The following is a 16,308-nucleotide window of genomic DNA, read 5'->3' as shown; positions in this document are numbered from 1 at the left end:
TCGGCCCGCAGGGCGTTCAAGGGCGGTGGCGGCGCGTACGCCACAGCGCGGCCAGGTGCCCGAAGTCCGATGCGAGCGGCGGGAGCGCGAGCCCCAGCAGCACCGCCGCGAGCGGCACCACCCAGACGAAGCCCACGTGCTTGAAGCCGGCCGCACCCACGATGCCGCCGGCCGTGAACATGCCCAGCAGGCTCGCGAACAGCACCATCCGGGCGCGGTTGGAGTGCACATGCGCCTCGGGCGGAGTGCCGCGCCGGTTCCAGTAGAGCATCTTGCCCATCTCGATGCCCAGGTCGGTGGCCACGCCCGTCATGTGCGTGGTGCGGATCTGGGCAGAAGACATCTTGGTCACCACCGCGTTCTGCAGCCCCATGAGGAAGGCCAGCAGCAGCACCGTGAGCGGCACCGAGAACGGCGTGGGCCAGCCCAGCGTGATCGCGCCCATGAGGCCGAACAGCAGCATCAGCACGGCTTCCAGCAGCAGCGGCAGCGCGAAACCGCTGCGCAGCCGGTGGTGGCGCGCCCAGTTCACCATGATCGCGGTGGTGCCCGCGCCCGACATGAACGCCCAGAGCGTGCCCACGGCGGCCAGCACCAGGGCCATGTTGCCCAGCACGAGGTTGTCGGCCACGGTGGACAGGAAACCCGTCATGTGCGAGGTGTAGCTGTGCACGACGAGGAAGCCGCCCGCGTTCACCGCGCCCGCGTTGAACGCCAGCAGCAGGCCCAGCAGCCGGTTGGTGGACGGCGTGCGGTGCCGCCCCATGAGGTGCCGCAGCAGGCGCATACTTGCCCTACCCCGCCACCCGCCGTCCGGGGTTGAAGATGCCCGAGGGATCGAAAGCCGCGCGCAAGCGGTCATGGATGCGCTGCAGGGCCGCGTCCGCGGGCTGCGCCGGCACGGTACCGGCCGCCGGCACGACGGAAGATTCCGCCGGAGCGCGGAACAGCGTGGCCGCACCGCCGACGGCACGCGCGGCCTCCTGCAGCGCCGGCCCCAGGGCTGGCGGGGCCTGCACCCAGCGCAGCCCGCCATGCCATTCGACCAGCGGTCCGGATGTCCCGTCAGGCAATGCCAGGGCCGGAGCCGACTGGGGCACCGACAGGCGCCAGAGCGCGGCGCCCGCGGGCCGGCCGGCGAACCACGGCAGCGCCTGCTCGCGGCAGGCATCCCACTGCGCGGCAGCTGCCTGCGGCGATTGCAGCTGTCCGCCCAGGGCACGGCAGGCCGACTCCACGGCGGCCACGGCACCCCGCAGCCGCAAGTGCAGCACGCCGTCCGCGGCACCGGACGGGCCGGCCTCCCAGCGGCTGGCATTCAAAGGCAACGGCTGGCCGCCCCACTCCTGCAGCCGCCGCAGCGCCTCGGCCTGCGACAGCTCGAAGCACAGGGTGGCCTCCGCGGGCGGCACGGGCAGCACCTTCAGGCTCACTTCGGTGACGACACCCAGCGTGCCCCAGGCCCCGGCCATCAGCCGCGAGACGTCGTAGCCCGCCACGTTCTTCATGACCTGCCCGCCGAAGCGCAGGCATTCGGCGCGGCCGTTGACGATCTCCGCCCCGAGCACGAAGTCGCGCACGGCCCCGGCGCTCGCGCGGGCCGGGCCCGACAGCCCCGCCGCCACCATGCCGCCCACGGTGGCGTCCTCACCGAAATGCGGCGGCTCGAACGGCAGGCACTGCCCCCGGCCGGCCAGCAGCGCCTCCAGCTCGGCGAGCGGGGTGCCGGCGCGCACCGTCACCACCAGTTCGCTCGGCTCGTAGTCCACCACGCCCGCGCAGGCACGGGTGTCGAGCACTTCGCCGGCCAGCGGCATGCCGCCATGGAAATCCTTGGTACCGCCCCCGCGGATGCGCAGGGGACGGCCTTCGCGCGCACTGTCGCGCACGCGTTCGATGATCTGGCGGAGGGCGGAATCCATGACTGCATCGTAGCGGCAGCCCCGGAACGGGAGACCGCAAGGCCCCTTGAATTTTTTGAACGCGGCGCGTGAAGCCGGCCGCCTCGCGGCGCCAGGGGTGTCCCGTCAATCCATCCCTGCCGGCAGGGCCGCCTCCTCGTACCACGCCACCGGCTGGCCCGGTACCGGCGCCGGCCGGCCCGCTCGCAGCAGGAAACCGGTCCACGGCAGCCGGGTGACCTCCTCCTCGGGGCGGCCCTTGCGGGCCGAGGTGGCGAACAACTCGCGCCCGCCGACCCCGCCCAGGCAGGGCATGGTGGGGCACACCACGGGCACCGGCACCTCGGCCACGATCTCGCCGGACGGCGCCAGCCGCAGCAGTTGGCCACCTTCGTACATGGCCGTCCAGTAGTGGCCCTCGGCATCCACCACGGCCCCGTCGGGCCGTCCCGCGTAGCCGGGATCACCCGGGCGCCACTGCGCGGGCTTGGGCGGGAAGGAGTGGAACACGCGCGGGCTGCCCTGGGGTTCGCCGTGCGCGTCGCATTCCCAGGCGCTCACCGTGTGGGCCGGGGTATCGGCCCAGTAGAGCCGCCGGCCGTCCGGCGACCAGGCCAGGCCGTTGGCGGTCATCACGCCATCCAGCATGCGGCGCACCACGGGCGCGCTGGCGCTGCCGCGGCCGTCGATGCAGTAGAGCGCGCCCACCGCCTCCCGCGGCTGCCCGGACGGCGGCTCGTGCAGGGTCCCCACCCAGAAACGGCCGAGGGCGTCGCATTTGCCGTCGTTGGCACGTTGCGTGGCCGGGTCGTAGGGCAGCGTGGCCACCGGCACCAAGGACCCACCCCATTCGCGTGCCCGGTAGATGCCGTCGCGCAGCGCGATCACCAGGCCGCTGGCCACCCCCGCGGTGCGCGCGGGGGCGATGCAGCCCGGCTCGCTGGGCATGGCCCACCGGTCGATGCGGCCGGTGTCGGGCTCCCAGCGGGCCAGCGCGCAGCCGGCGATATCGACCCAGTAGAGGCGGGTTTCCAGCGGATGCCAGAACGGCGACTCGCCGAGCGCGTCGGGCTCCAGGCTGCCCGTGCGCCAGTCCATGTCCAGGTGCATGCGGTGTCCTCTTTCGTAGGGAGCCCTTCGGCGGCGCGACCGCCGCAGCCGCCTTCCCGGGCCCCGGCACCGATTATTCGGCCATGGCACCGCATGGCCAAAAAAAAGCCCGCCTTGCGGGCGGGCCGAATGTCCAAAAGGAGCAACTCGATCGTTCGTTGTCGTCCGGCCCGGGTGACGCCACCAGTCGCCGCCCCGGTCCAGATACCTGGCACCGTACCTTTTTTCAGCATCCAAAGGAACGGCGCACAAACCCTGATTTCAGCGGTTGTAGGCGGTTTCGCCGTGCGAGGTGATGTCCAGGCCCTCGCGCTCGGCTTCCTCGCTGACGCGCAGGCCCACCAGCAGATCGGCGATCTTGTAGGAGATGAAGGCCACCACGCCGGACCAGACCAGCGTGATCACCACGCTCTTGACCTGGATCCACACCTGCCCGCCCATGGAGAACGTGTCGGGCGTCAGGCCACCCGTGCCGCCCAGGCCCTGGGAGGCGAACACACCCGTCAGGATGGCGCCCAGGATGCCGCCCACGCCGTGCACGCCGAACACGTCGAATGCGTCGTCAGCGCCCAGCATCTTCTTGAGGCCACCCACGCCCCAGAGGCAGACCACGCCGGCGATCAGGCCGAGCACGATGGCGCCCATCGGGCCCACGAAACCGGCGGCCGGCGTGACGGCCACGAGGCCGGCCACGGCACCCGATGCGGCACCCAGCATGGAGGCCTTGCCCTTGTGCAGGGATTCACCGGCCAGCCAGCTCAGGGTGGCGGCGCCCGTGGCGAGCACGGTGTTCACGAAGGCCAGGCCCGCGGCGCCGTTGGCGGCACCGGCGGAGCCGGCGTTGAAGCCGAACCAGCCCACCCACAGCAGCGAGGCACCCACCATGGTCAGCGTCAGGCTGTGGGGCGTGAGCGCCTCCTTGCCGAAGCCGATGCGCTTGCCCACCATGTACGCGCCCACCAGGCCCGCGATACCGGCGTTGATGTGCACCACGGTGCCGCCGGCGAAGTCCAGCGCGCCGTCCTTGCCCAGCAGGCCGCCGCCCCACACCATGTGGGCCATCGGGATGTAGCTGAACGTGAACCACAGCACCGAGAAGATCAGCACGGCCGAGAACTTGATGCGCTCGGCGAACGAGCCCACGATCAGCGCGACGGTGATCGCAGCGAAGGTGGACTGGAACGACACGAACACGTACTCGGGGATCGTCGGCAGCATGGTCGAGAGGGTGTCCGGAGCGATGCCCTTCAGGAAGATCTTGTCGAACGTGCCGAAGAACGTGCCTTCGCCGCCGAACGCCAGGCTGTAGCCGTAGATGGCCCAGAGCACGGAGATCAGCGAGAAGATCACGAACACCTGCACCAGGACCGACAGCATGTTCTTGGAGCGGGCCAGGCCGCCGTAGAACAGGGCCAGGCCCGGGATGGTCATGAGGATCACCAGCAGCGTGGAGGTCAGCATCCAGGCGGTGTCGCCGGAATCGAGCTTCGGCGCAGGCGCCGCGGGAGCGGCTTCGGAAGCTGCAGCGGCAGCCGGCGCGGCGGCCGCTGCGGGAGCGGGTGCCGCAGCAGCGGCCGGCGCGGGGGCGGCATCGGGAGCCGATGCGGTGACGGCGGCCGGCTCGGAGGCGGCAGGGGCCTGTGCCAGCGCGGCGGAGCCGGCAGCCAGCAGGCCCATTCCCAGCAGGAAGGAAGCAAGCAGTTTTTTCATGGTTGTGTCTCTCGGAATGCGTTGATCCGTTGGCTCTGCGCTCGGGCCGCCGTCAGAGGGCTTCCTTGCCGGTCTCGCCGGTGCGGATGCGGACGACCTGCTCCAGGTGTCCCACGAAGATCTTCCCGTCACCGATCTTGCCGGTGCGGGCGGCGCCCTCGATCGCCTCGATGACCCGCTCCACGAGATCGTCCGCGACGGCGGCCTCGATCTTCACCTTGGGCAGAAAGTCCACCACGTACTCGGCGCCGCGGTAGAGCTCGGTATGGCCCTTCTGGCGCCCGAAGCCCTTGACCTCGGTCACCGTGATGCCCTGCACGCCGATGTCCGAGAGGGCCTCGCGCACCTCGTCGAGCTTGAAGGGTTTGATGATGGCTGTCACCATTTTCATGTTCGGATCTCCGTAGTGGGGGCCTCGAGACCCCCGTTGTGGGTATGGTCGGTCAAAGGGTTTTCGTGAGCGTGACGATGAGCCGGTTCTTGTTCACCGGCCCGAAGAAGTTCTTCTTGTTGGCGCCGGCCACCGCAGCCGACAGCGAGAGGCCGGAACCGAAATCGTAGGCACCGCCCACGCTGTAGTCCACATAGTTGGGCACGCCCAGGTCCTTGATGTCGCTGGCGAAGCGCGTGTAACCCACCGCCGCCTTGAAGGTGGTGTTCGGGGCGACTTCCTGCGCGAAAGCGACGTTCAGGTAGCCGGTATTGCGGCCGCGGTTGCCGGAGGTCTTGGCGCCGGCCCAGCCGAAATAGTCCTTGGAGATGGTGTGCGAGTACTTGGCCGTCACCGGGCCGTAGGTGGCGGCGCCGTAGAGTTCGGTCGTGTTGCCGGTGGTGTTGCCGGGATACACATAGGTCAGGGCCCCCACGTCCAGGTCCATGCCCCCGGCCTTGAATTTATAGCCGCCATAAAAATCCATTTCGATGGAATTGCCGGGCAGCCAGTCCACGCTGGAGTTCCAGTTGCCCAGGTAGAAGCCGCTCTCGCCGAACGTGTAGTCGAAGCCGCCCTGGATGGCGGGCTTGACGGCCTTGACCTTGCTCGTGTCCTGGTCCTGTCCACGGAACTTGTAGTTGGTGGTCAGGCTCACATTGCCGGTCAGCTGGGCGCTGGCCCAGACGGGGGCGGCGGCCAGGAGGGCGATGCTCAGGGACTTCAGGACGCGGGTCATGGGGGCTCCTTCGGAATAAGCCAATGGTGGATCGGGGTTCGACAGACGCAAAGCATGGACCGTGCCATGCCCCGCCGCCGCGCCGCTCCAGGCGCTCCGAATGGGTGCGCCCCGGCGTCCCCTGCGTCGTGGATGGTTACAACCCTGACGGTTTTGCAGCATGGCGCACCCGAATGGTGCGTACCATGCGCCCCCGACGCGCCGGCACCCGGCAGCGCACCCAAGTGGGGAGGGGGAAAGTTCATGAGTCTTGCCTTGGTGCAGAGCCGCGCATTGCTGGGCCTGCAGGCCGCGGCCGTCACGGTGGAAGTGCATCTGGCCAACGGCCTGCCGAGCTTCACGCTCGTGGGCCTGGCGGACGTGGAAGTGAAGGAAGCGCGCGAGCGCGTGCGCTCGGCACTGCAGAACGCGGGGCTGGAATTCCCCCACAACAAGAAGATCACCGTCAACCTGGCTCCGGCTGATCTTCCCAAGGACTCCGGCCGCTTCGACCTGCCGATCGCCCTGGGCATCCTGGCCGCCAGCGGCCAGATCGACGGCACGCTGCTGGCCGGCCATGAGTTCGCGGGCGAGCTGTCGCTCTCCGGCGAACTGCGCCCGGTGCGGGGCGCACTCGCCACCAGCCTCGCCCTGCGCTCCGCCGGGGGCCGCGCCCGCATGGTGCTGCCGCCCGGCAGCGCCGAAGAAGCGGCCCTGGTGCCCGGCACCGAGGTGTACCGGGCCCGGCACCTGCTGGACGTGGTGGCGCGGTTCCTTCCTCCCCAGGCCGCGGCCAGCGCCGGGGCGGGCCCCGACATCGGTACCGAGGACGGCTGGTGCCGGGTGGAGGGCATGCCGCCGATGGCCGCAGCCCCCGCCGACGATCTCGCCGACGTGAAGGGCCAGGCCGCCGCCCGGCGCGCGCTGGAGATCGCCGCCGCAGGCGGCCACGGCCTGCTCATGGTGGGCCCGCCGGGCTCGGGCAAGTCGATGCTGGCGCACCGGTTCGCGGGCCTGCTGCCGGCCATGTCCGTGGACGAGGCGCTGGAAAGCGCCGCGGTGGCCAGCCTGGCCGGGCGCTTCACGCCGACCGCATGGGGTGCCAGGCCGACGGCTGCGCCACACCACTCCTGCAGTGCGGTGGCTCTGGTGGGAGGGGGGTCACCCCCGCGCCCCGGAGAAATCTCGATCGCCCACCACGGAGTGCTCTTCCTGGACGAATTCCCCGAGTACGCCCGCAGCGCCCTGGAAGCGCTGCGCGAGCCGCTGGAGACGGGCCGCATCACGATCGCACGGGCCGCACGCCGCGCGGATTTCCCGGCGCGCTTCCAGCTCGTCGCGGCGATGAACCCCTGCCCCTGCGGCTACCTGGGCTCCGGCCAGCGTGCCTGCCGCTGCACGCCCGACCAGATCGACCGCTACCAGGCCAAGCTGAGCGGCCCGCTGCTGGACCGCATCGATCTGCATGTGGAGGTGCCCGCCCTCCCCGCGGACCAGTTGCTGGCCGCCGCGCCCGGCGAACCGTCGGCCAGCGTGCGGGAGCGCGTCGCCGCCGCGCGCGAGCGCGCCCTGGCCCGCCAGGGCAAGCCCAACCAGGCCCTGCAGGGGCGCGAGATCGACGTGCAGGCCGGCCTGCAGGACGATGCCGCCCGGTTCCTGCAGTCCGCCGCCGCCCGGCTGGGATGGTCGGCGCGCAGCACCCACCGCACGCTCAAGGTGGCACGCACCATCGCCGACCTGGCGGGCGATGCTTCCGTCGGGCCCGCGCACGTGGCCGAAGCGGTGCAGTACCGGCGCGTGCTGCGCCAGGCCGCGTGACCGGCAGCCCCGGCCTTCGCGGCTGCGGCCTACCGTTCGCCGTCGCGCGGAGCGATGCCCGCGTTGCCGGGCGCGAGCCCGTGGCGCTGCAGCTTGTCGTACACCGTCTTGCGGGGCATCTGGAGCAGTTCGGCGGCGCGGGCCACATTGCCCTGCGTCAAGGCCAGGGTGTCGCGCAGCAGCTTGCGCTCGAACGCCTCCACCCGGGCCGCGAGCGACGGGGTGGATTCGCCCCCCGCATCGAGCGGCTGCACGGGCAGGCCCAGGCACAGGCGCTCGGCGGCGTTGCGCAGTTCGCGCACATTGCCGGGCCAGTCGTGGGCCAGCCATCCCGCGAGGTCTCGGTCGCTCCAGGCGGGCACCGGGCGGCCGTGGCGCAGTGCCGACTGCGCGAGGAAGTGGGCCATGAGCAGCGGGATGTCCTGCGGCCGGTCGCGCAGCGGCGGGATGTCGATGGCGACCACGTGCAGGCGGTAGTACAGGTCGGCACGGAACTGCCCGCGCTCGGCAAGTTGCTTCAGGTCCGCCTTGGCGGCGGCCACGAAGCGCGCGGTGACGGGCACCGGCTGGTTGCTGCCCAGGCGTTCGATCTCGCGCTCCTGCAGCACGCGCAGCAGGCGCAGCTGCAGCGAGGGTGGCATGGACTCGATCTCGTCGAGCAGCAGCGTGCCTCCGTTGGCGTATTCGATCTTGCCGATGCGCCGGCGCGTGGCGCCCGTGAACGCGCCCGGCTCGTGGCCGAAGAGTTCGCTCTCGATGATGGCTTCGGGCAGCGCTCCGCAGTTGATGGCCACGAACGGGCCGGTGCGGCCGCTGGCCGCGTGCAGGGCGCGGGCCACCACCTCCTTGCCGGCGCCGGTCTCTCCGTGGAGCAGCACGTCCACGTCCAGGGGGGCGAGCGCCGACACCAGCCGCCGCACCTCCGCCATGCCGGCGGACTGGCCCACCAGCCCGGCGAGCGCATCGGCCCCGCCCCGCGCGCGCAGCCGCTGCAGTTCGCCGGACAGCGCGCGGCGCTCCAGCGCCCGGCGCACGGTCAGCAGCAGGCGCTCGGACGAGAACGGCTTTTCGATGAAATCGTAGGCGCCATCGCGCATGGCTTCCACCGCCATCGCCACGTCGCCATGGCCGGTGACCAGCACCACGGGCAGGTCCGCATCCCGCTGGCGCAGCAGGCGCAGCAGTTCCATGCCGTCCAGGCCCGGCATGCGGATGTCGGTCACCACGACGGCGGGCGGGTCCTGCCCGAAGGCGTCGAGGGCGGCCTGCCCCTGGGAAAACGCGCGCACGGGGATGTCGGCCAGTTCGAGGGCCTGGCCGTAGGCGCGGCGCACCATGGCGTCGTCCTCGATCAGATAGACGGGGCGGGGGGCCCCGGCAGGTACGGCCGGGAGGGGCGCGTCGGTCATCGGCTAAAAAGTCCTTGGAACGGAAGGGATTCAGGCATCGGGCCGGGCGAGAGGAAGGGTGACGGTGAATCCGGCGCCGCCGCCCTCGGGAACGTCTTCCACGGCGAGGGTGCCGCCCATGCCTTCCACGATGATGCGCGAAACCGCGAGCCCCAGGCCGAGCCCCTCGCCCGCCTTGGTCGTGAAGAACGGCTCGAAGAGCCGGCCGCGGGCCTCGGGCGCGATGCCGCCCCCCGTGTCGGACACGCGCAGGCGCACCCATCCAGCCTCGGCGGCCGGGGCGAAGCGCACTTCGCGCACCGGCCGGTCCTGCACCGCGTCGAGGCCGTTGCGCAGCAGGTTCACCAGCACCTGCTCCAGCCGCGTGGGGTCCGCCATCACGCACAGCCCGGCGTCGAACGGCTGCACGTCGATGCGCGCCTGTACCGCCGTGCAGCGCTGCGCCAGCAGCAGGAGCGCATGGTCCAGCGCATCGCGCACGCGGCAGGACTGCAGCACGGGCGCTTCCTTGCGCACGAAACTCTTGAGCTGGCGCACGATCCGGCCCATGCGTGCGGCGAGCTGGCCGATGAGCTGCAGGTTCTCGGCCACATCCTCGCGGCGCCCCTGGCGGTCGAGCGCGATGGCATTGTCCGAGAGCGTCTGGAGCGCGGCCAGGGGCTGGTTCAGTTCATGGCTCATGCCGGCCGCCATCTGGCCGAGCACCGCCAGCTTGCCCGCCTGCACGGCCGCATCGCGCGTGCCGCGCAGGATCTGCTCCGCCTGCTGCAGGTCGCTCACCCGTTCCTGCAGTGCCATGTTGGCGGCAGTCAGGTCGGCGGTACGCTGGGCGATCTGCGATGCGAGCATGTCGTGCGCGGCCTGCAGCCGGGCGGCGCTGGCGCGGCGCTCGGCCTGGCCCTGCTGGTCCAGCCGCTGGTAGAAGAACATGCCCAGCAGCAGCGCGGCGCACAGCCCGCCGGCCAGCCCCGCCACCAGGGCTTCCTGGCGCACCGGATACTGGTCCGCCAGCAGCAGCATCTGCCAGCCCAGCGGCCCGACGCTGCGTGCAGCCACGCTGAAATCGCGCTCCATTCCGCCGCGCCGCAGGCGCACCGGTGCGCTGCCGTCCGGCCAGGCACCCAGGCCGTGGTCGATGGGCCTCAGGGCATGGCTGCCATATTGCTGGGCATCCTGCAGCCGGGCCAGCGCCTGTGGCCCGAGCGGCGCGAGCGTGCGGTAGCGCCACTGCGCCTCGGTGCTCACGAACACGACACCATCGCGGTCGGCCAGCAGAACGGTGTCGCCGCCTGCGGCCAGCGAGGCTTCGAAGGCATCGAGCGAAATCTTCACGGCCACGACGCCCCGGGCGGGTGCGTTGGCCGGCAGGGGCGCGGCGATGAAATAGCCGGGCTTGCCGGTCGTCGCGCCCACACCGTAGAAGCGCCCGGTCTGTCCCTGCATCGCCGCCTCGAAGTACGGGCGGAACCGGTAGTTCTGCCCCACGAAGCTGCTCGGCAGGCGCCAGTTGCTGGACGCCACCGTGTGGCCGCTTGCATCCATCAGGTAGGCCGCTTCCACGTCGGCCAGGCCGGCCGCCTGTTCCAGGAACGCATTGGCGGCGGCCAGGCCGGTCTGGCCGGAGTCGCGCAGCGCGCGGCCCAGGCCGTCATCCAGGGCGAGCAGGGCCGGCAGGGCCTCGTTGCGATGCAGCAGGGATTCCAGGCTCTGGGCGGCGAAATCGAGCCGCTGCGCCGCCGCATGCCGCTGGCGGGACAGCTGAGTGTCGAGCGTGGCGCGGTACACCAGCGCGCCGACACACACGCAGGCCAGCACAGCGAGGCCGGGGATCAGGAGGGAACGGTCGGGTTTCAAGCGGAGGCTGCGCGGCGAAATGCCCGGCGGTGGCCGCCGGCCCGCCGGAGCGGCGGTTCGGCACGCATTGTGGTGCGGGCCGGAAAGGCGCACCCAAGGGCTACTCCCGTTGACAAGAACCCGTGTCCGGAAAACCGCACAACCGGTCCGTCCACGTGCGGAAAGCCGCCACGCAGCACTGCCGCACCCAGCCCCTCCGCGGCTATGCAACAGGCCCCATCTCCAGCGCTGGTGCGCCCGCCGGGCTCATCCGCCACCGCCGCGCCCGGCGTGGCACGCAAGCTGCAAAAGGCATTTCCGTGCGGCGCACCCGCCATCGCGGGCGAAGTGTGCCGCATCCCGCAGAACCGAAAATATCCGACTACCCAGGAGACATCCGCAATGAAGCATTCCCCCTCCCCCCTGCGCCGCGCCCTGCTCGCCGCCACGGCCCTGGCCGCCTGCGCCGCGGCTCCCGCCATGGCCCAGGACTACCCCTCCAAACCCGTGCGCCTGATCGTTCCGTTCGCCCCTGGCGGCACGACCGACATCGTGGCGCGCGTGGTGTCGCAGTCGCTGGGCACCACGCTGGGCCAGCCCGTGTTGGTGGACAACAAGGCCGGCGCGGGCGGCGTGGTCGGTGCGACGGAAATCGCCCGCGCCGCGCCGGACGGCTATACGCTCGGCGTGGCGACGGTGTCGTCGGTCGCGTCCGCGCCTGCCATCAATCCCGCCGTGAAATACAACCCGCTCACCGACTTCACGTCGATCGTCAACATGGCCGCCACGCCCAACGTCCTGGCCGTGCACCCGAGCTTCCCGGCGAAGGACTTCAAGGCGTTCATGGCCGAGGTGAAGGCCCATCCGGGCAAGTACTCTTTCGCCACCTCGGGCACGGGCGGCATCGGCCACCTGCAGATGGAACTGTTCAAGTCGCTGTCCGGCCTGGGACTGGAGCACATCGGCTACAAGGGCGCGGGCCCGGCGCTCAACGACGCGGTGGCCGGCCAGGTGCCCATGATCTTCGACAACCTGCCCTCCGCGCTGCCGTTCATCAAGGAAAAACGGCTCATCGCGATCGCGGTAGCGGCGCCCCAGCGGCTGCCCTCGATGCCCGACGTGCCCACCTTTAAGGAAGTCGGCTTCGAGCCCGTGAACCGGATGGCGTTCTACGGCATCCACGGCCCGAAGAACCTGCCGCGCGAAGTGGTGGACAAGATCTCCCAGGCCGTGAAAAAGACCCTGGAAGACCCGGCCGTGCGCCAGCGCATCGAGGACACGGGCTCCCTCGTGGTCGGCAACACGCCGGAGGAATTCACGGCCCAGACCAAGGCCGAGTACGAGCTCTACAAGGGCGTGGTGGCCAAGCAGCAGCTGAAGCTGAACTGAGTACCGCAACGGCCCGTCGGCCGGACGGCGGGCTTCACCGGCCGGTCCTGGCCGAGGCGCACGCAGCGACCCACAGGCAGCGCGCCAGAGTGGGGCGGCGAATTCGTCCATGCGTTGCTGTGCTCGGAATGGACGGCCCGGACCGGTGAGCGGTGCGCCAGCGCCGTGGCAAAGGCTCGTTTCAGACGAACATGCCGCCCGACGCCTCGATGCGCTGGGCGTTCACCCAGCCCGTGCCCGGCTGCAGCAGCGCCGCGATCACGCCGCCGATGTCGTCCGGCAGACCCACACGGCCCAGCGCCGTCTGCCCGGCGATGAAGGCATTGAGCTGCGCGTTGTCGCGCACCGCACCGCCCCCGAAATCCGTCTCGATCGCGCCGGGGGCCACCACGTTCACGGCGATGCCGCGCGCGCCCAGTTCCTTGGCCATGTAGCGGGTCAGCACCTCCACCCCGCCCTTCATCGCCGCATAGGCGGCATAGCCCGGCAGCGCGAACCGCGCGAGGCCCGAGGACACGTTCAGGATGCGCCCGCCGTCGTTCATCAGCGGCAGCAGCTTCTGCGTGAGGAAGAACGTGCCCTTGAGGTGGATGGCGACCATCTGGTCGAACTGCTCCTCGGTCGTCTCCATGAAGCCGGCATGCGCGCCGGAACCGGCGTTGTTCACCAGGAAGTCGAAGCGCTCTCGCTGCCAGTGTTGTGCGAGCACGCCGCGCACCTGCTGCGCGAAATCCGCGAACGTGGCACTGGCACCCACGTCCAGCGGCAACGCCACCGCGCGGCGGCCCAGCGCCTCGATCTCGGCGACCACGGCCTGCGCCTCGGCCGCCTGGCTGCGGTAGGTGAGGATCACGTCGGTGCCGGAGCGCGCCACGTGCAGCGCGGCATTGCGGCCCAGGCCCCGGCTGCCGCCGGTGATGAGGGCGATGGCGGGGTGGCCGGTGGAAGAAGAAGAAGAAGAAGTGGATGCGGGGGAAGCCATGGCGAAGTCCTTTCGGTGGATCAGGGAAGGAGGAAACGACGTTGAAGAATCGATGGAACGGAGTCTATTGATCGATACCATCGCCATAAATCGCGGAAAATCGATCACATCGTTCATCCCAAAAGAACAATGAGCCCCTTCGACCGCATGCACACCTTCGTCCGCGTGGCCGAACTCGCCAGCTTCACGCAGGCGGCCGAAGCGCTCGGCATCCCCAAGGCCAGCGCCTCCACCGCCGTGCAGCAGCTGGAAACCCAGCTCGGCACGCGCCTGCTGCACCGCACCACCCGCCGGGTGCAGCTCACGCAGGACGGGCAGGCCTACTACGAGCGCTGCAAGGACCTGCTGGCCGACGTGGACGAGCTGCAGTCCATGTTCCAGCACGCCGACGGCGAGGGCGCGGGGGGCGGCGGCCTGCGCGGACGCGTGCGCATCGACATGTCCACCGGCATGGCGCGCAACGTGGTCGTGCCGCGCCTGCCCGAGCTACTGGCCCGCCATCCAGGCCTGGAGGTGGAACTGAGCAGCACCGAACGCCGCGTGGACGTGGTGCGCGAAGGCTTCGACTGCGTGCTGCGCACCGGCGCCGTGGTGGACGCCAGCCTCGTCGCGCGCCCGCTGGGCCCCGCGCGGCTGGTCAACTGCGCCAGCCCCGCCTACCTGCGGGCGCGCGGCACACCGCAGGCGCTGGACGCTCTGCCAAATCACCGGCTGGTGCATTTCGTGAACACCCTCGGCGCCCGCTCCGGCGGCTTCGAGGTCCTGGTGGACGGCTCCCTGGCGGCCATCCCCATGCAGGGTGCCCTCACGGTGAACAACGCCGAGGCCTATATCGCCGGCTGTCTCGCGGGCCTGGGAATCATCCAGGTGCCGCGCCTGGGCGTGGTGGACCTGCTGGCGCAGGGCGCGCTGGTGGAAGTGCTGCCGCAGCACGCCGCGCCACCGATGCCGCTCACGCTGATGTACGCCAACCGCCGCAACCTGCCGCGGCGCGTGAGGGCGGTGATGGATTGGCTGGCGGAAGTGGTGGGGGAGCACCTGGGGCAGGATGCGGCAGCGACAAACCGGGGAGCAGCGCCACCGTGAGACGCGTGCCGACGGACCATTGGCTGGCAGGTTTTCCAGATGACGATAGACAGGATTCGCGCACATGTCCTGGGGCCTGAACCCACCCACCCGCCGCGTTTGTCCGACAATGTAGGGGTTTGCCCACCCGGCAGGGGGCAGCCAGGGCGGTCCACATGGCCGCCCGCACGAGCCACCGGCCCTGCCTTCGAAGGCCACGCGCCCCTTGTCGTTTTCACTTTCCGCCATCCATCCATGAGCGCATTCAACGAAGAGCGAGTCCTCTCCGTCCACCACTGGACCGACCGCCTGTTCTCCTTCACGACCACCCGCGACACGTCGCTGCGGTTCTCCAACGGCCACTTCACCATGATCGGCCTCAAGGTGGACGGCAAGCCGCTGCTGCGCGCCTACAGCATCGCCAGCGCCAATTACGAGGAGCACCTGGAGTTCCTCTCCATCAAGGTGCCGGACGGCCCGCTCACCTCGCGCCTGCAGAACATCCAGGTGGGCGACAGCATCGTCGTCGGCCGCAAGCCCACGGGCACGCTGCTCATCGACTACCTGCTGCCGGCCAAGCGCCTGTACCTCATCTCCACCGGCACCGGCCTCGCACCCTTCCTCTCGGTGATCCGCGACCCGGACACCTACGAGAAGTTCGAGGAAGTGGTGCTGGTGCATGGTGTGCGCCAGGTGAACGAACTGGCCTACCACGACTTCATCACGCAGGAGCTGCCCAAGCACGAGTTCCTGGGCGAGATGGTGTCCAAGCAGCTCAAGTACTACCCCACCGTGACGCGCGAGCCGTTCCGCAACCAGGGCCGCATCAACGACCTGATCGAGAACGGCAAGCTCTTCACCGACCTGGGCGTGCCCCCGCTGGACCCGCTGGTGGACCGCGTCATGCTCTGCGGCAGCCCGGAAATGCTGGCCTCGCTCAAGGCCATCCTGGAAAAGCGCGACTTTGAGGAAGGCAACACGACCAAGCCCGGCGATTTCGTGATCGAGCGCGCCTTCGTCGAGAAGTGACACGGCCGCGGAAAGCACAACGGGCGGCCTGAAAGCCGCCCGTCCGCAAAGCCGAGGGGACCCGCGGCCGGAACATGCCGGCCGGCCCGGGGATGTCAGTAGCCGTTGTCGGCCACGCGCACCGAATGCGGCGCCTGGGCGGAGTAGCCGCCGCCATAGCCGCTGCCGTACTGGCCGTTGTCCACGCGGAAGCTGCGGCCTTCCACCCGCACGGCCGTGCCTTCGGCCACCGGCTGCGAGCGCGTGAAGGTACGCACCGAGCCGTCGTCCATGCGGACACGGATCTGGTAGGCCGTGGTGGTGCGGGTGCGCTGCTCCACCGTGTGGCCCAGGTAGCCGCCGCCCACGGCGCCGAGCACCGTGGCCGCCGTGCGGCCCGAGCCCTTGCCCACCTGGTTGCCCAGCACGCCGCCGATCACGCCGCCGGCCACGGCACCGATGCCGGTGGCGGGCGCGGCCTGCTGGAAGGCCTGGACGGACTCGACACGGCCGCAGGTCATGCAGGCCGGCGCCGCGGCACGCTGCATGGCCACCTGCTGCTGGCCCTGCGGGGCACCGCTGTAGGCGGGCTGCGGCGCATAGCCCGGGGAGGGCGCGCGCTGCGCGAACTGCTGGGCCGGGGCCTGGGCCACCGCGGCGGGACGGCCCTGGGCGCCCTGGGGTACTGCGGAGTTGGCGGGGTTGATGGATGGATTGGCGGCCGCCGCGGACTGTGCGTCCGGAGCGAGGGCGGCGGCAGGCTGCACTGCGGAGGCGACATCCGGAGCGCGGTCGCGGTTCTGGACCACCAGCGTGGCGCCCAGGGCCAGCACGCTGACTCCCAGCGCGCCGATCGCAGCCCAGAGCCACTTCGCCGAGCCGCCGGCCACCGGGCCCGCAGCGGAAGAATTGGAACGGACAACGAGACTCATACG

14 protein-coding genes are annotated in these 16,308 nt (G+C 70.7%); 4 read left to right on the top strand and 10 right to left on the bottom strand.

What is annotated here, in order from left to right:
• Positions 1-16: 16 nt before the first annotated feature.
• From ACGHC0_RS01555 to ACGHC0_RS01530, 6 genes are all read right to left on the bottom strand, one after another.
• Positions 17-787 carry a YoaK family protein gene (locus ACGHC0_RS01555; protein ID WP_415267250.1) on the bottom strand — a complete coding sequence of 257 codons (771 nt, stop codon included), beginning with the start codon at positions 785-787 and terminating at the stop codon, positions 17-19.
• Between the two features lie 7 nt (positions 788-794).
• Positions 795-1,922, bottom strand: a complete 1,128-nt coding sequence (gene glcE / locus ACGHC0_RS01550) for a glycolate oxidase subunit GlcE (protein WP_415267249.1) — start codon at positions 1,920-1,922, stop codon at positions 795-797.
• A gap of 105 nt (positions 1,923-2,027) precedes the next feature.
• The gene (locus ACGHC0_RS01545) at positions 2,028-3,011 is read right to left on the bottom strand and encodes an SMP-30/gluconolactonase/LRE family protein (protein ID WP_368353708.1); all 984 of its coding nucleotides are present in this window, start codon (positions 3,009-3,011) and stop codon (positions 2,028-2,030) included.
• A 261-nt stretch (positions 3,012-3,272) separates the two neighbouring features.
• Positions 3,273-4,721 (bottom strand): ammonium transporter, encoded by a 1,449-nt coding sequence (locus tag ACGHC0_RS01540; protein WP_415267248.1) that lies wholly within the window; start codon positions 4,719-4,721, stop codon positions 3,273-3,275.
• A 52-nt stretch (positions 4,722-4,773) separates the two neighbouring features.
• Positions 4,774-5,112 (bottom strand): P-II family nitrogen regulator, encoded by a 339-nt coding sequence (glnK, locus tag ACGHC0_RS01535; protein WP_011793419.1) that lies wholly within the window; start codon positions 5,110-5,112, stop codon positions 4,774-4,776.
• Positions 5,113-5,164: 52 nt separating this feature from the next.
• Positions 5,165-5,890, bottom strand: a complete 726-nt coding sequence (locus tag ACGHC0_RS01530) for a TorF family putative porin (RefSeq protein ID WP_368353706.1) — start codon at positions 5,888-5,890, stop codon at positions 5,165-5,167.
• A gap of 243 nt (positions 5,891-6,133) precedes the next feature.
• Between ACGHC0_RS01530 and ACGHC0_RS01525 the strand changes: the two genes are divergently transcribed.
• Positions 6,134-7,687 carry a YifB family Mg chelatase-like AAA ATPase gene (locus ACGHC0_RS01525; RefSeq protein WP_107128383.1) on the top strand — a complete coding sequence of 518 codons (1,554 nt, stop codon included), beginning with the start codon at positions 6,134-6,136 and terminating at the stop codon, positions 7,685-7,687.
• Between the two features lie 29 nt (positions 7,688-7,716).
• Here the strand turns inward: ACGHC0_RS01525 and ACGHC0_RS01520 are convergent, their stop codons facing one another.
• Together ACGHC0_RS01520 and ACGHC0_RS01515 are read right to left on the bottom strand one after the other, a co-directional pair.
• Positions 7,717-9,096, bottom strand: coding sequence for a sigma-54-dependent transcriptional regulator (locus tag ACGHC0_RS01520; RefSeq protein ID WP_415267247.1), 1,380 nt, complete (start codon positions 9,094-9,096; stop codon positions 7,717-7,719).
• A gap of 30 nt (positions 9,097-9,126) precedes the next feature.
• Positions 9,127-10,950, bottom strand: a complete 1,824-nt coding sequence (locus ACGHC0_RS01515) for a sensor histidine kinase (RefSeq protein WP_415267246.1) — start codon at positions 10,948-10,950, stop codon at positions 9,127-9,129.
• Between the two features lie 381 nt (positions 10,951-11,331).
• Between ACGHC0_RS01515 and ACGHC0_RS01510 the strand changes: the two genes are divergently transcribed.
• On the top strand, positions 11,332-12,318 hold the full coding sequence (locus ACGHC0_RS01510; RefSeq protein WP_415267245.1) for a tripartite tricarboxylate transporter substrate binding protein BugE: 987 nt from the start codon (positions 11,332-11,334) through the stop codon (positions 12,316-12,318).
• A gap of 181 nt (positions 12,319-12,499) precedes the next feature.
• Here the strand turns inward: ACGHC0_RS01510 and ACGHC0_RS01505 are convergent, their stop codons facing one another.
• Positions 12,500-13,300, bottom strand: coding sequence for an SDR family NAD(P)-dependent oxidoreductase (locus tag ACGHC0_RS01505; RefSeq protein ID WP_415267244.1), 801 nt, complete (start codon positions 13,298-13,300; stop codon positions 12,500-12,502).
• A gap of 129 nt (positions 13,301-13,429) precedes the next feature.
• Here ACGHC0_RS01505 and ACGHC0_RS01500 point away from each other — a divergent pair, with 129 nt between their 5' ends.
• Both ACGHC0_RS01500 and ACGHC0_RS01495 read left to right on the top strand, forming a co-directional pair.
• A complete protein-coding gene (locus ACGHC0_RS01500; RefSeq protein ID WP_415267243.1) occupies positions 13,430-14,386 on the top strand; it encodes a LysR family transcriptional regulator in 957 nt (318 codons plus the stop codon).
• Between the two features lie 234 nt (positions 14,387-14,620).
• A complete protein-coding gene (locus ACGHC0_RS01495; protein ID WP_368353700.1) occupies positions 14,621-15,394 on the top strand; it encodes a ferredoxin--NADP reductase in 774 nt (257 codons plus the stop codon).
• A gap of 95 nt (positions 15,395-15,489) precedes the next feature.
• Here ACGHC0_RS01495 and ACGHC0_RS01490 read toward each other — a convergent pair whose 3' ends face one another.
• Entirely contained in the window at positions 15,490-16,305 is an 816-nt protein-coding gene (locus ACGHC0_RS01490) for a glycine zipper 2TM domain-containing protein (RefSeq protein WP_107128375.1), read from the bottom strand.
• Between the last annotated feature and the right edge of the window lie 3 nt (positions 16,306-16,308).

Source organism: Acidovorax sacchari (assembly GCF_042847045.1).
GTDB lineage: Bacteria > Pseudomonadota > Gammaproteobacteria > Burkholderiales > Burkholderiaceae_C > Paracidovorax > Paracidovorax sacchari.
The sequence above is the reverse complement of the archived record's forward strand: the minus strand, read 5'-3'. Positions and strand labels throughout refer to the sequence as shown.